Annotated in this window: 13 protein-coding genes and 1 tRNA gene; all 14 read right to left on the bottom strand. The window is 55.7% G+C overall.

Annotation, left to right across the window (positions count from 1 at the left end; translation table 11 throughout):
• Window positions 1-86 (bottom strand): GTP-binding protein (locus CL546_RS08090; RefSeq protein WP_235577371.1); only part of this gene is annotated, 86 nt, incomplete at its 3' end.
• A 32-nt stretch (window positions 87-118) separates the two neighbouring features.
• The gene (fusA, locus tag CL546_RS08085; protein ID WP_290494050.1) at window positions 119-2,218 is read right to left on the bottom strand and encodes an elongation factor G; all 2,100 of its coding nucleotides are present in this window, start codon (window positions 2,216-2,218) and stop codon (window positions 119-121) included.
• 78 nt (window positions 2,219-2,296) lie between these two features.
• Complete coding sequence (gene rpsG, locus CL546_RS08080) at window positions 2,297-2,767, bottom strand: 30S ribosomal protein S7 (protein ID WP_011587676.1); 471 nt, start codon at window positions 2,765-2,767, stop codon at window positions 2,297-2,299.
• Window positions 2,768-2,901: 134 nt separating this feature from the next.
• Window positions 2,902-3,273 (bottom strand): 30S ribosomal protein S12, encoded by a 372-nt coding sequence (rpsL, locus tag CL546_RS08075; protein WP_011587675.1) that lies wholly within the window; start codon window positions 3,271-3,273, stop codon window positions 2,902-2,904.
• Between the two features lie 218 nt (window positions 3,274-3,491).
• Window positions 3,492-7,694 carry a DNA-directed RNA polymerase subunit beta' gene (rpoC, locus tag CL546_RS08070; protein ID WP_290494049.1) on the bottom strand — a complete coding sequence of 1,401 codons (4,203 nt, stop codon included), beginning with the start codon at window positions 7,692-7,694 and terminating at the stop codon, window positions 3,492-3,494.
• Window positions 7,695-7,785: 91 nt separating this feature from the next.
• The gene (gene rpoB, locus CL546_RS08065) at window positions 7,786-11,928 is read right to left on the bottom strand and encodes a DNA-directed RNA polymerase subunit beta (protein WP_007148802.1); all 4,143 of its coding nucleotides are present in this window, start codon (window positions 11,926-11,928) and stop codon (window positions 7,786-7,788) included.
• A gap of 146 nt (window positions 11,929-12,074) precedes the next feature.
• Complete coding sequence (rplL, locus tag CL546_RS08060; RefSeq protein ID WP_007149799.1) at window positions 12,075-12,452, bottom strand: 50S ribosomal protein L7/L12; 378 nt, start codon at window positions 12,450-12,452, stop codon at window positions 12,075-12,077.
• A 64-nt stretch (window positions 12,453-12,516) separates the two neighbouring features.
• Window positions 12,517-13,047, bottom strand: coding sequence for a 50S ribosomal protein L10 (rplJ, locus tag CL546_RS08055; RefSeq protein ID WP_063519590.1), 531 nt, complete (start codon window positions 13,045-13,047; stop codon window positions 12,517-12,519).
• Window positions 13,048-13,353: 306 nt separating this feature from the next.
• Window positions 13,354-14,049 carry a 50S ribosomal protein L1 gene (gene rplA, locus CL546_RS08050; protein ID WP_007150884.1) on the bottom strand — a complete coding sequence of 232 codons (696 nt, stop codon included), beginning with the start codon at window positions 14,047-14,049 and terminating at the stop codon, window positions 13,354-13,356.
• Window positions 14,050-14,052: 3 nt separating this feature from the next.
• Window positions 14,053-14,481: a 50S ribosomal protein L11 gene (gene rplK / locus CL546_RS08045; protein WP_007148611.1), complete on the bottom strand. Its 429-nt coding sequence runs from the start codon at window positions 14,479-14,481 to the stop codon at window positions 14,053-14,055.
• A gap of 113 nt (window positions 14,482-14,594) precedes the next feature.
• Window positions 14,595-15,137: a transcription termination/antitermination protein NusG gene (gene nusG / locus CL546_RS08040; protein WP_039926800.1), complete on the bottom strand. Its 543-nt coding sequence runs from the start codon at window positions 15,135-15,137 to the stop codon at window positions 14,595-14,597.
• 9 nt (window positions 15,138-15,146) lie between these two features.
• Window positions 15,147-15,521 (bottom strand): preprotein translocase subunit SecE, encoded by a 375-nt coding sequence (gene secE / locus CL546_RS08035; protein WP_007150146.1) that lies wholly within the window; start codon window positions 15,519-15,521, stop codon window positions 15,147-15,149.
• Between the two features lie 43 nt (window positions 15,522-15,564).
• Window positions 15,565-15,640: transfer RNA gene (locus CL546_RS08030), tRNA-Trp, on the bottom strand.
• 67 nt (window positions 15,641-15,707) lie between these two features.
• Window positions 15,708-15,843, bottom strand: a 136-nt coding sequence (locus CL546_RS08025) for an EF-Tu C-terminal domain-related protein (protein WP_463671037.1), incomplete at its 5' end; no start/stop codon positions are given.

Genomic DNA, 15,843 nt, shown 5'->3' with positions numbered 1-15,843 from the left:
GTCAGGGTGGTTTTACCATGGTCAACGTGACCAATGGTGCCTACGTTTACGTGCGGTTTATTACGTTCAAACTTTTCCTTTGCCACGGCTCTATACCCTTAACAAATTAACCGTAAATTTAAGATTTCTTGCCGCTGATGACTTCATCAGCGATATTCTTCGGCGCCTCAGCGTACTTCAAGAACTCCATGGAGTAACTGGCACGGCCCTGAGACATGGAACGCAGATCAGTAGCGTAACCGAACATTTCAGACAAAGGCACCTCGGCACGAATAATCTTGCCGGCCATGGTGTCTTCCATGCCCTGAACGATACCACGGCGACGGTTCAAGTCACCCATCACGTCACCCATGTAGTCTTCCGGGGTTACCGCTTCCACCTTCATCATCGGCTCAAGCAATACCGCACCAGCTTCCTTCGCTGCGTTCTTCACAGCCAGGGCACCCGCCATACGGAAAGCGTTTTCGTTGGAATCCACCTCATGGTAGGAACCATCGTACAGAGTCGCTTTCACGCCCAGAATCGGGTAGCCCGCCAGCACACCAGCCTGCAGCTGCTCGTCGATACCCTTCTGTACCGCGCCGAAATATTCCTTCGGTACAGAACCACCGTGAATCTGCTCCTCGAACTGGAACTCTTCATCACGATCGATAGGCTCAAACTTGACCTTAACGTGACCGTATTGACCACGACCACCGGACTGCTTCACGAACTTACCGTCCACGTCCGCAGGGCGAGTGAAGGTTTCGCGGTATGCCACCTGCGGCGCACCGATATTCGCTTCCACCTTGAATTCACGCTTCATACGATCCACGAGAATATCCAGGTGCAGCTCACCCATGCCAGAGATAATGGTCTGGCCGGTTTCTTCGTCGGTCTTCACGCGGAAAGACGGATCTTCCTGCGCCAGACGCCCCAGTGCCAGACCCATTTTTTCCTGGTCTGCCTTGGACTTGGGCTCCACAGCAACGGAAATTACCGGATCCGGAAATTCCATACGCTCGAGAACGATCGGGCTCTTCATGTCGCACAGGGTGTCACCGGTAGTGACGTCCTTCATGCCAACACAGGCCGCAATGTCACCCGCCAGTACTTCCTTGATCTCCTCACGGCTGTTTGCGTGCATCTGCAGCAAACGCCCCACACGCTCTTTCTTCTCGCGTACGGAGTTCATCACGCTGTCACCGGAATTCAGCACACCGGAGTAGACACGGATGAAGGTCAGAGACCCCACAAACGGGTCGGTAGCGATCTTGAATGCCAGCGCAGAGAACGGCTCATCGTCTGAAGACTTACGCGCTTCAACGGTTTCGCCATCCGGCAGCACACCCTGGATGGCTTTTACTTCATCCGGGGCCGGCAGGAATTCGATAACGGCGTCGAGCAGCGCCTGAACGCCCTTGTTTTTGAACGCGGAACCACACAGGCCGAGAACGATTTCGTTGGCCAGAACCTGCTGACGCAGACCCGCCTTGATATCGTCATTGGAAAGGTCACCTTCTTCCAGGTACTTTTCCATCAGCTCTTCAGAGCCCTCTGCTGCCGCTTCCGTCATTTGCTCACGGAGCTCGTCACAACGTGCCTTAATGTCGTCCGGGATGTCCTTCTCTTCGTAGGTCATCCCCATGTCGTCTTCGCTCCAGTAGATAGCCTTCATCCGGATCAAATCGACGACACCCTTGAAGTTGTCTTCCGCACCGATATTGTACTGAATCGGCACAACGGAAGCACCCAGACGCTTGCGAATCTGGTTACAAACGGAGTCAAAATCTGCGCCAGCACGGTCCATCTTGTTGACGAACACGATACGCGGGACTTCATATTTGTTGGCCTGGCGCCATACAGTCTCGGACTGCGGCTCAACGCCGGAAGAACCACAGAACACCACCACGGCACCATCGAGTACACGCAAGGAACGCTCGACTTCAATAGTGAAGTCAACGTGCCCCGGAGTATCAATGATGTTGATACGGTGCTGATCATACTGCTGGTCCATACCCTGCCAGAAAGTGGTGGTCGCAGCGGAGGTAATGGTAATACCACGCTCCTGTTCCTGCTCCATCCAGTCCATGGTGGCAGCACCGTCGTGCACCTCACCAATTTTGTGAGACACACCGGTGTAGAAAAGAATACGCTCGGTAGTAGTGGTCTTGCCCGCATCTACGTGCGCACAGATACCGATGTTGCGATAGCGATTAAGAGGAGTCTTACGAGCCACGGTGCTAACCTCGATTCACTGGTTCAAATACAAAAACCGGCCTGTACACAGGCCGGTTTCACTCGCTTGCCTTCTGCCTTAGAAGCGGAAGTGGGAGAAGGCCTTGTTGGCCTCGGCCATACGATGCACGTCTTCACGTTTCTTCATCGCAGCGCCTTTGCCTTCAGCGGCATCCATCACTTCGCCGGCCAGACGAGCAGGCATGCTCTTCTCACCACGCTTACGGGCAGCATCTACCAACCAGCGCATTGCCAAAGCAGTACGGCGGCTGGGACGAACCTCAACAGGAACCTGGTAAGTCGCACCACCAACACGGCGGCTCTTTACCTCGACGGCAGGACGGATATTGTCCAGCGCCTTTTCGAACGTCTCCAGGGAATCAAGCCCTTTACGCTCGGTGATAATATCCAGCGCACCGTAAACAATACGCTCGGATACAGATTTCTTACCACTAACCATTACATGGTTCATGAACTTGGCCAGAATCTGGCTTCCAAACTTCGGATCCGGCAGGATCTCCCGTTTGGCGACAACGCGACGTCTTGGCATCGGATGTGTTCCTCTAACATTCCCGCTTTGGGGCGGGGAAAGCTTCAGGTGACTCCGGAACGGCATGCCGTCCGGACCTTACTCATCCCTCCGCAGCCACACGGGCTACGGCATTCAGAAAAGGTAGCTAGGTATTACTTCGGACGCTTGGCGCCATACTTGGAGCGACGCTGCTTGCGGTCCTGCACGCCTGCCGTATCCAGGGTGCCACGCACGGTGTGGTAGCGAACACCGGGAAGGTCTTTTACACGACCGCCACGGATCAACACTACGGAGTGCTCCTGCAGGTTATGTCCTTCACCACCAATGTAGGAAGAGACTTCATAACCGTTGGTCAGACGCACACGACACACTTTACGCAGCGCGGAGTTAGGCTTCTTCGGAGTAGTGGTATACACCCGAGTGCAAACGCCGCGACGCTGGGGGCAGCCTTGGAGGGCTACGGAGTCGCTCTTTTCTACCTTGCTTTTGCGCGGCTTGCGCACCAGCTGGTTTACAGTTGCCATGAAACTACTGCCTCACGCTTACAGTTCTGTGACAAAAACCGTCAGTTTACGGCCCATGCCACCCAATTACCGCCCATGAAACCATGGGGGGCAGCGATTGTAGGGAGCCTCCGGCATCCCGTCAAGGCGCCGGAGAATCTCTACGGTTGCCCCCGAAGGGGCGAAATGGCACCAGCCACTTGTGCGGGTGCCATTATCGGGTCAAGAAAACGCCCGCACTACTCGTCGGAGGAGCTAAGCGCCTCGGACAGAGCCGCTTCCACCTCGTCCATGGTCGGCGCTTCCGGCCCGCGTGCGTCAGCACGCTGGCGGCGGCGATCCATGTGGTAGGCATAGCCGGTACCGGCCGGGATCAGACGACCCACAACCACGTTTTCTTTCAGGCCACGCAGGTCGTCTTCCTTGCCGGTTACCGCCGCTTCGGTGAGAACGCGGGTGGTTTCCTGGAAAGACGCCGCAGAGATGAAGGATTCGGTTGCCAGGGAAGCCTTGGTGATACCCAACAGCAGACGCTGGTATTGCGGCAGCATCTTGTCTTCGGCTTTCAGACGGTCGATCTCTTCCATAACGCGGGCATATTCTGCCTGCTCACCCTTAATGAAGTGAGACTCGCCCACTTCCAGGATCTCTACCTTGCGCAGCATCTGGCGGATGATCGTTTCAATGTGCTTGTCATTGATCTTCACACCCTGCAGGCGGTAAACCTCCTGCACTTCGTTAACGATGTAACGGGCCAGCTCGGACTCACCTTTCAGGCGCAGGATATCGTGGGGGTTCAGCGGCCCATCGGAAACCACCTCGCCCTTCTCAACCCGCTCACCTTCAAACACGTTGAGCTGACGCCACTTGGGAATCAGTTCTTCGTAGTTGTCATCACTGTTATCCGGAGTGATCACCAGGCGAACCTTGCCTTTGGTTTCTTTACCGAAGGACACGGTACCGGTCTTTTCAGCCAGGATTGCCGCTTCTTTCGGGTTCCGAGCTTCGAACAAGTCAGCAACACGGGGCAGACCACCGGTGATGTCACGGGTCTTGGAGGATTCCTGCGGAATCCGCGCAATCACGTCACCCACACCGATGTTGGCGCCATCCTTCAGGCCACACAGCGCGCCGCCCGGCAGGAAGTACTGTGCCGGCATGTCTGTGTTAGGCATGACAATAGGCTTGCCCTTGCCATCCAGCACCCGGATAACCGGACGCATATCCTTACCCGCAGAAGGACGGTTCTGGGAACCGAGCACTTCGATATTGGTCAGGCCGGTCAGCTCGTCGGTCTGGTGGTTTACGGTGATACCTTCTTCCATATCACCGAACTGCACCTTACCTTCCACTTCCGCGATGATCGGGTGTGTGTGCGGATCCCAGGTTGCAACAACCTGACCACCGCCAACTTCATCCCCTTCATTCACGGTCACAGTGGCACCGTAGGGCAGCTTGTAACGCTCACGCTCACGGCCCAGCTCATCAGCCACCGCCAGATCCGCAGAACGGGAAACGATGACCAGCCCGTCCTTGTGCTGCACGTGCTTGGCATTGTGGAAACGCACCTTGCCGCCGTGCTTGATCTGAATACTGGACACTGCAGATGCCCGGCTAGCCGCACCACCAATGTGGAAGGTACGCATGGTCAGCTGGGTACCCGGCTCACCAATGGACTGTGCCGCGATAACACCGACAGCCTCGCCCACGTTGACCTGATGGCCACGGGCCAGATCACGACCGTAACAGGTGGCACACACGCCCCAGCGAGTCGCACAGGTAATCGGCGAGCGCACCAGCACTTCGTCCACACCCATGGTTTCCAGCTGTTCAACCCAGACCTCATCCAGCAGGGTGCCGGCTTCCACCGCCACTTCGTCCTGTTTCAGCGGGTTCATCACATCACGGGCGACCACACGACCAAGAACACGTTCGCGCAGCGGCTCTACCACGTCACCACCTTCGATCAGCGGTGTCATCAGCAGACCTTCTTCAGTGCCGCAATCGTTCTGGTTAATCACCAGATCCTGCGCCACATCCACCAGACGACGAGTCAGGTAACCGGAGTTCGCCGTTTTCAACGCGGTATCCGCCAGACCTTTACGCGCACCGTGAGTGGAGATGAAGTACTGGAGTACGTTCAGACCTTCACGGAAGTTGCTGGTAATCGGCGTTTCGATAATGGAGCCATCCGGCTTCGCCATCAGGCCACGCATACCGGCCAGCTGACGAATCTGGGCGGCGGAACCCCGCGCCCCGGAATCGGCCATCATGAAGATGGAGTTGAAAGAGCCCTGCTCTTCGTCCTTGCCGTCGCGGTTCTTGACCACTTCAACCCGGAGGTTTTCCATCATCGCCTTGGCGATCTGGTCATTGGTCCGCGCCCAGATATCCACGACCTTGTTGTAACGCTCGCCGCGGGTTACCAGACCGGAAGCAAACTGCTCCTCGATCTCGCGCACTTCCTCTTCGGCAGCGTCGATCATGGTGTACTTGGCATCCGGAATCACCATGTCTTCCACACCGATGGAAGAACCGGACAATGTCGCTTCACGGAAGCCCAGGTACATCAGCTGGTCAGCGAAGATACAGGTCTCTTTGGTGCCCAGAATCCGGTAGCAGGTGTTCAGCAGCTTGGAGATGGCCTTCTTGGTCATGTTCTGGTTGACCATATCGAAGCCCAGACCCGCCGGCACGATATCCCACAGCTTACAACGGCCAGGGGTGGTATCGGCAATGAAGGTACGCTCTTCCACGTTACCTTCCAGGTCTTTCACCACTTCATGCACACGCACTTTAACGCGGGCATGGATATGCACCTGCTTGTTACCCAGCGCACGCATCACTTCCTTGGTGTCGGCAAACACCTGGCCTTCACCCTGTGCATTCACACGGTCACGGCTGATGTAGTACAGACCCAATACCACGTCCTGGGTAGGACCGATAATCGGTTCACCGTTGGCCGGGGACAGGATGTTGTTGGTGGACATCATCAGCGCACGGGCTTCGAGCTGGGCTTCCAGGGTCAGCGGTACGTGTACCGCCATCTGGTCACCATCGAAGTCGGCGTTGAATGCCGCACACACCAGCGGGTGCAGCTGGATGGCTTTACCTTCAATCAGTACCGGCTCGAACGCCTGGATACCCAGACGGTGAAGGGTCGGCGCCCGGTTCAACATGACCGGGTGTTCGCGAATCACTTCGGCGAGGATATCCCACACCTCCGCGGTTTCGCGCTCGACCATCTTCTTGGCCGCCTTGATAGTGGTCGCCAGACCACGCCCTTCCAGCTTGGCAAAGATGAACGGTTTGAACAGTTCCAGCGCCATCTTCTTGGGCAGGCCACACTCGTGCAGCTTGAGGGTCGGACCTACCACGATCACGGAACGACCGGAGTAATCGACTCGCTTACCCAACAAGTTCTGACGGAAACGACCCTGCTTACCCTTGATCATGTCAGCCAGGGATTTCAGAGGACGCTTGTTGGAACCGGTAATGGCACGACCGCGGCGACCATTATCCAGCAACGCATCTACAGATTCCTGCAGCATACGCTTTTCGTTACGCACGATGATGTCCGGCGCGCTCAGGTCCAGCAGACGCTTGAGGCGGTTGTTCCGGTTGATCACCCGGCGATACAGATCGTTCAGATCGGAGGTCGCAAAACGGCCACCGTCCAGAGGTACCAGCGGACGCAGATCCGGCGGCAGAACCGGCAGAACGGTGAGAATCATCCACTCAGGTGCGTTACCGGAATCCTTGAAGGCCTCCATCAGCTTGAGACGCTTGGACAGCTTCTTCAGCTTGGTATCGGAATTAGTGGATTCCACTTCCTCGCGCAGGATCTTGATCTCTTCAACCAGATCCAGCTCCATCAGGAGCTGCTGCACGGCTTCGGCACCCATCTTGGCTTCGAATTCGTCACCGAATTCTTCCAGAGAGTCGAAGTATTCTTCATCGGTAAGCAGCTGCCCACGCTCAAGCGTGGTCATGCCCGGCTCGGTCACAACAAAGGATTCGAAGTACAAAACCCGCTCGATATCACGCAGGGTCATGTCCAGCATCAGACCGATACGTGACGGCAGTGACTTCAGGAACCAGATGTGAGCAGTGGGGCTGGCCAGCTCGATATGGCCCATGCGCTCACGACGCACCTTGGACAGGGTGACTTCAACGCCACACTTTTCACAGATTACGCCACGATGCTTCAAACGCTTGTACTTACCGCACAGGCATTCGTAGTCCTTGATCGGACCAAAGATTCGCGCACAAAACAGACCATCACGCTCAGGCTTGAACGTGCGGTAGTTAATGGTCTCAGGCTTTTTAACTTCGCCAAAAGACCAGGAGCGGATCAGATCCGGCGGCGCAAGCGCGATGCGGATCTTGTCGAACTCCGTGACTTGTCCCTGACTTTTGAGCAAATTCAGCAAGTCTTTCAAGGCCAGTCCTCCGTAGTGAGCTTTCGCTCTAGATTCTTTCCTAAACCCGGGTAACAGTGGCGCCGTCTACTAACAGACGACGCCCACTGCCTCAGTCGTTTTCCAGCTCGATATTGATACCGAGAGAACGAATTTCCTTCAGCAACACGTTGAAGGATTCCGGCATACCCGGATCCATGCGGTGATCACCATCCACGATGTTCTTGTACACGCGGGTACGGCCATTCACGTCATCGGATTTCACGGTGAGCATTTCCTGCAAGGTGTAAGCGGCGCCATAGGCCTCCAGCGCCCACACTTCCATCTCACCGAAACGCTGACCACCGAACTGCGCCTTACCACCCAGCGGTTGCTGGGTAACCAGGCTGTAGGAACCGGTGGAACGCGCATGCATCTTGTCGTCCACCAAGTGGTTCAACTTGAGCATGTACATGTAGCCCACGGTCACCTTGCGGTCAAAGGCTTCACCGGTACGGCCATCCCACAACTGCACCTGACCGGAGCGGTCGTGTCCAGCCAGCTCCAGCAGCTCCTTGATCTCGAACTCTTTGGCGCCGTCGAATACTGCCGTCGCCATGGGCACGCCGCCCACCAGGTTCTTGGCCAAGTCGATGATTTCATCATCGCTGAAGCTGTCCAGATCTTCCGGTGTGCCACCGGCACCCGCCTGGTTGTAGATCTTGTCGAGGAAGACGCGAATGTCCGCAATCTTCTTCTGCTCGGCCAGCATTTCGCCGATCCGCTCACCAAGACCTTTCGCAGCCCAACCCAGATGGGTTTCCAGAATCTGCCCCACGTTCATACGGGACGGTACACCCAGAGGGTTCAACACCACATCCACCGGCACGCCATTCTCGTCATGCGGCATATCTTCTTCAGGCATGATTACGGAAATCACACCCTTGTTACCGTGACGGCCGGCCATCTTGTCACCGGGCTGAATACGACGCTTGATTGCCAGGTAAACCTTGACCACTTTCAGGACACCGTGAGCCAGATCATCACCACCGGAGATCTTGGCCTGCTTGTCCTTGTAGCGCTCGTCCTGCTCTTTCTTGTGCTGCTCCAGATACTGCTGGGCACGCTCAAGTTGCTCGGCCACATCATCGTCAGCCGGACGCAGTTCGAACCACTTCTCGGCATCCAGGCCATCCAGAACGTCACCGGTCAACTCAGCGCCGCGCTTGAAGCCCGCACCACCGTTAACCTTCTTGCCCACCATCACGGTGCGCAGACGCTCAAGAATATCCTGCTCGAGAATACGGTACTCGTCTTTCAGATCCTTGCGGAACTGCTCCAGGGCAGCCTGCTCGATCTGACGAGCGCGCTCGTCTTTCTCGACACCATCACGAGTAAAGACCTGTACATCGATGATGGTGCCTTTAACGCCGGAAGATACGCGCTGAGAGGTATCCTTCACGTCGGAGGCTTTCTCACCGAAGATCGCACGCAACAGCTTCTCTTCAGGGGTCAGCTGGGTTTCGCCTTTCGGCGTTACCTTGCCCACCAGAATGTCGCCGGCTTCCACTTCTGCACCGATGTAGACAATGCCGGACTCATCTAGTTTGGACAGCGCCGCTTCGCCCACATTGGGGATATCCGCAGTAATCTCTTCCGGACCCAACTTGGTATCACGGGCAATACAAGTCAGCTCCTGAATGTGGATGGAGGTGAAACGATCATCCTTCACAACTTTTTCAGAGATGAGGATGGAATCCTCAAAGTTGTAGCCATTCCACGGCATGAAGGCCACGCGCATGTTCTGACCCAGGGCCAATTCGCCCATGTCCACAGAAGGACCGTCAGCCATGATATCGCGGGCAGCAACCCGATCACCCACCTTCACCAGCGGACGCTGGTTGATGCAGGTGTTCTGGTTGGAGCGGGTGTACTTGGTCAGGTTGTAGATATCTACACCTGCTTCACCTTCGCTCACTTCGCTGTCATTTACCTTAACGATGATTCGTGATGCGTCGACCTTATCGACGATACCACCACGGGTCGCTACCACACAGACACCGGAGTCACGGGCAACGTGACGCTCGAAGCCAGTACCCACCAGCGGCTTGTCAGCACGCAGGGTCGGCACAGCCTGACGCTGCATGTTCGAGCCCATCAAGGCCCGGTTCGCATCATCGTGCTCGAGGAACGGGATCAGCGACGCCGCCACGGATACCACCTGACGAGGAGAGACATCCATATGGGTAATGGTGTCACGCTCCATCACGGTAAATTCGTAACGGTGACGTACGGTAACGAAGTCTTCCTCGAAACCACCGTCCTCAGTCATTTTCGCGTCCACCTGTGCGATCACGCACTCAGCTTCTTCGATCGCAGACAGGTATTCGATTTCTTCACTGACCTTGCCGTCAATCACTTTCAGGTACGGAGACTCAAGGAAGCCGTACTCGTTGGCGCGGGCATAGGTGGCGAGAGAGTTGATCAGACCGATGTTCGGACCTTCAGGGGTCTCGATCGGGCACACACGACCGTAGTGAGTCGGGTGTACGTCACGCACCTCAAAGCCGGCACGCTCACGGGTCAGACCACCCGGGCCCAACGCGGAGACACGACGCTTATGCGTAATCTCGGACAGCGGGTTGTTCTGATCCATGAACTGGGACAGCTGGGAAGAGCCAAAGAACTCTTTCACGGCAGCAGCCACCGGCTTGGAATTGATCAGATCTTGCGGCATCAGGCCTTCGGATTCAGCCAGGCTCAGACGCTCCTTGACCGCACGCTCAACACGCACCAGACCCACACGGAACTGGTTCTCGGCCATTTCGCCCACGGAACGCACACGACGGTTACCCAAGTGATCAATGTCATCGACCACGCCGTTACCGTTGCGGATATCCACCAAAGTTCTCAGCACTTCGATAATGTCGGAGGTTTCGCCGCCCATCTGTTCGAAGTACTGCTTGCCTTCCTCATCGGAGCGAGCGCTGAAGTAACGGCCGTCATAAAGGATGCCAGGACCGGTCTCATCTTCACGACCGAGACGACGGTTGAACTTCATCCGGCCAACACCGGACAGGTCATAACGCTCATCGGTGAAGAACAGGTTCTTGAACAGGTTCTCAGCCGCTTCCTTGGTCGGCGGCTCACCCGGACGCATCATCCGGTAGATTTCGACCAATGCCTCAAGCGGCGTACGGGTCGGATCAGCACGCAGGGTATCGGCCATGAACGGGCCGTTATCCAGATCGTTGGTATAGAGTGTTTCAAAGTCGGCAATGCCGCCCTGCTCCAGCTTCTCCAGCGTTTCCGCTGTCAGCTCGGTATTACACTCCACCAGAATCTCGCCGGTGTCCTGGTCAATGATCGACTTGGCCAGGTATTTGCCCTGCAGGTATTCAGCCGGGATTTCCAGGTATTCAATGTTGGCTTTTTCCAACTGGCGAATGTGGCGCGCTGTAATACGACGACCACGTTCAACCACGACTTCACCGTCAGCCAGGATATCGAAGGTCGCGGTTTCACCACGCAGACGCTCCGGCACCAGCTTCATACGGTAAATGCCGTCTTCCACTGCGATTTCATTGGTGTCGAAGAACATCTCCAACACTTCGTCGGAGGTGTAACCCAACGCGCGCAGCAGGATGGTCGCCGGCAGTTTGCGGCGACGGTCAATCCGGACAAAGACCTGGTCTTTGGGATCGAATTCAAAGTCCAGCCAGGAACCACGGTAAGGAATCACCCGGGCAGAATAGAGCAACTTGCCGGAAGAGTGAGTCTTGCCTTTATCGTGATCGAAGAACACACCGGGGGACCGGTGCAGCTGGGACACGATTACACGCTCGGTACCATTGATAACGAAGGTACCGTTTTCGGTCATCAGGGGAATTTCACCCATGTAGACCTGTTGTTCACGAATATCCTTGATCGCCCCGGATGATTCACGATCGTAAATCACCAGACGAATACGCACACGCAATGGCGCCGCGTAGGTAGTACCGCGAATGATGCATTCTTTTACATCAAAAACGGGTTTGCCGAACTCGTAGCCGGCATACTCCAGCGCTGCATTTCCTGAATAACTGGCGATCGGAAATACCGACCGGAAAGCGGCTTCCAGACCTTCTTCCAGGCGTTCTTCTGCGCTCTTATCCTGCTGCAGGAATTTACGGTAAGAATCGAGCTGTATCGCCAGGAGATAAGGCACTTCCATAACTTTCGGAAGCTTGCCGAAATCTTTGCGGATCCGCTTTTTCTCAGTGAATGAGTATGCCATCTGCGTTCCTCAGCTGTTGACCTATCACCCTGTGGTGATATTTCTGCATGAAACCCTTCATACAGAAACGACAAAAGGCTGGCAGCCAAAAAGCTGCCAGCCGGCGCCTTTCCGCGAAACCGCGGAAAGACATAGCGCTAACGCGCTTACTTGAGCTCGGCAGTACCGCCAGCCTCTTCGATCTTTTTCTTGATCTCTTCGGCTTCGTCTTTGGCTGCGCCTTCCTTAACAGGAGCAGGAGCGCCTTCAACCAGCTCTTTGGCTTCTTTCAGACCCAGGCCAGTCACTTCACGGACAGCCTTGATCACGCCAACTTTCTTGTCACCGAAACCGGTCAGAACAACGTCAAACTCGGTTTGCTCTTCAGCGGCAGCAGCTTCACCACCAGCGGCTGCAGGAGCAGCAGCAACAGCGGCAGCGGCAGTAACGCCGAACTTCTCTTCCATGGCCTCGATCAGTTCAACGAGGTCCATAACACTCATATCGGCGATAGCGCCGAGGATATCTTCTTTGGAAACGGCCATTTTCAATCTCCTAAATCACCACTTTGGTGATCCGATTGGATCGGGTAGTTACGCAACCTGAAAATCAGGCAGCACTCTGTTTCTGGTCCTTGACTGCAGCAACCGTGCGAACAAATTTGCCGGGCACCTCGTTGAGGGTACGAACAAACTTGGCCACCGGGGCCTGCATAACGGACATGAGCTGAGAAATTGCTTCGTCGCGAGTCGGCAACTTGGCCAGGACATCGATATCCTGCGCACCATAAGTTACGCCACCCACGGCCAGAGCTTTTACTTCCAGCGCGTCATGGTCTTTGGCGAAATCCTTGATGAGGCGAGCAGCAGCGCCCGGATCATCCTGGGAAAAAGCCAAAACAGTGGGGCCAACCAGTGCATCGTTCAGACACTCAAATTCAGTGTCTTTCACGGCGAACTTCGCCAGCGTGTTCCTTACTACTTTCAGGTACACACCGGTTTCACGGGCCTTACTACGCAACTCAGTCATCTGAGAAACAGTGAGACCACGATAGTCAGCAACCACAGCAGACAGCGCTTCAGTAGCAACAGCATTAACCGAAGCAACAATCGCTCGTTTGTCCTCCAGATTCAAAGGCATGATGTACCTCCTGGATTCACAAACATTAACCGTCAAAATCGACTGCAATCTGATTTCGAGGCGGTCGCCAGAGCCGGTTTCCCGGCTATTATCGCGGAGCCACAACCTGAGCAAATCAGGAAACAACTACCGCGCCTGCGCAGGCGGTTACCCCTTAATCCCGACGGCTTACTTACCTCATAAAGGCAGACACCAAAGCACACCGAAAACCTGCGGTCTTTGACGCCCCGGCGTCGCTCACTGCATGAGACGCGCCGCCGGGATCAAAGCCCTTTTGATCCTGCCTTGCAGCAGGATCGAAACTTCTTACATCGCCAGGGATGCCGGGTCGATGGACAGACCGGGACCCATGGTGGTGGACAAGGTAACCTTCTTGAAGAAAGTCCCTTTAGCGGAAGATGGCTTGGCCTTTTTCAGGTCAGCGATCAACGCTTCCACATTTTCCTTGATGGCGCTGGAGTCGAAACCCACCTGGCCGACGGTGCAATGAATAATCCCGCCTTTATCGGTACGGTAACGCACCTGACCACCCTTGGCGTTTTTAACCGCCTGGGCAACATCAGGAGTCACGGTGCCAACTTTCGGGTTCGGCATCAGACCGCGGGGACCCAGAATGGTGCCCAGCTTGCCGACAACCCGCATGGCGTCCGGGGAGGCAATCACAACGTCAAAGTCGAGCTCGCCCGCCTGAACCTTCTCGGCCAGATCGTCAAAACCGACAACGTCTGCACCCGCTTCTTTGGCTTCTTCAGCCTTGGCGCCCTGAGCAAACACGGCAACACGGACAGTCTTGCCGGTACCGTGAGGCAGAACAGAAGCACCACGAACGTTCTGGTCGGATTTACGTGGATCAACACCCAGGTTTACCGCCACGTCCACAGACTCTTTGAATTTCACGGCAGAAAGCTCAGCCAGCAGTGCGACAGCTTCCTCAACCGGGTACAGCTTACCCGCTTCAACCTTCTCGCGGATGGCACGGTTACGCTTAGACAGTTTAGCCATTGGTTAACCCTCCACATCCAGGCCCATGGAACGGGCAGAACCCGCGATAGTGCGCACAGCGGCATCCAGGTCCGCAGCGGTCAGATCCGGCTCTTTAGCCTTGGCGATCTCTTCCAGCTGCGCACGGGTCACCTTGCCCACTTTCTTGGTGTTCGGCTCACCGGAACCGCTCTTGATCCCGGCCGCTTTCTTCAGCAGGTAAGCCGCCGGCGGCGTCTTCATGGTGAAGGTAAAAGAGCGATCGTTATAAACGGTGATCACGACCGGAACCGGCGCACCGGCATCCAGCTGCTGAGTCTGGGCGTTGAACGCCTTACAGAACTCCATGATGTTCACACCGTGCTGACCCAGAGCAGGACCTACCGGCGGTGACGGGTTAGCCTGACCCGCTGCAACCTGCAGCTTGATGTAGGCTTGTACTTTCTTCGCCATTTTAAGACTCCTTGGGTGCAAACGCCGCGTCTATGACTGGCTCCCCTCAGGTTGTCAAAACGCCCCGGCCGCCTTTCAGCGACCAGGGCACCTAGTTTAAACGCTGCTCACAATCAGGTTTTTTCGACCTGACCGAACTCCAGCTCAACCGGTGTGGACCGACCGAAGATCATCACAGCCACCTGCAGACGGCTCTTCTCGTAATTCACTTCTTCGATCACACCGTTGAAGTCAGCGAAAGGACCGTCGTTAACACGAACCACTTCACCCGCTTCAAACAATGTCTTCGGCTTCGGCTTCTCAACTGCATCATCCATACGACGCAGAATGGCATCCGCCTCTTTCTGGGTAATGGGCGAAACACGACCCGGATTTTTCGGATCTTCACCAATAAAGCCCATCACCTTCGGGGTTTCCTTGATCAGGTGCCAGGAGTCATCACACATCTCCATTTGCACCAGAACGTAACCCGGGAAGAACTTGCGCTCGGATTTGCGCTTTTGCCCACCCTTGATCTCCACCACTTCCTCAGTGGGAACCAGAATTTCGCCAAAAAGCTCTTCCATAGAACGCAATTTAACGCGCTCCTCAAGAGCACGTTTTACGTATTTCTCGAAACCTGAATAGGCGTGTACTACGTACCAGCGCTTTGCCATGCTTACCCCTTAGCCAATAACCCAGGACATGAGCCCACCGAGAATCCAGTCGAGCACAAACAGCAACAGGGCCACAATCACAACAAAGACCAGAACAATCAGCGTAGTCTGCAAGGTTTCCTGACGCGTCGGCCACACAATCTTGCGAAGCTCGACCAGAGAATCCTTACGCAACTGGTTGAACGCTTTGCCCTGCTCAGTTTGCAGAGCAACAAACACCGCCACCAGAGAAACAGCAACAACACCGATCACCCGATACAGGGTTGCCTGGTCGGAGAAATAGCTATTGCCCACTACGGCCGCAGCAACAAACCCCACAACCAACAACCACTTCACCGCCTCAAAGGCGGCAGAGCCGGAACGCGCTTCTGTTTTCTCGCTCATCTGACGATGCACCCCACCACCTGAGTGGCAGTTTTGGGAAAATTGGCAGGCCAGGAGGGACTCGAACCCCCAACAGCCGGTTTTGGAGACCGGTGCTCTACCAATTGAACTACTGGCCTGTAACTCTTTAAACCTGAAACAAAACAGGGTGGCGAGCCTGCCCGCCACCCCTCATCACCGTAAAACTTACTCGGTGATTTTAGCTACCACACCGGCACCAACAGTACGACCACCTTCGCGAATCGCGAAGCGCAGGCCGTCTTCCATGGCGATCGGAGCGATCAGCTCAACGTCCATCTGCACGTTATCGCCCGGCATTACC

Source organism: Alcanivorax sp. (assembly GCF_002726155.1).
GTDB lineage: Bacteria > Pseudomonadota > Gammaproteobacteria > Pseudomonadales > Alcanivoracaceae > Alcanivorax.
This window is presented reverse-complemented; position numbering and strand designations above follow the sequence as displayed.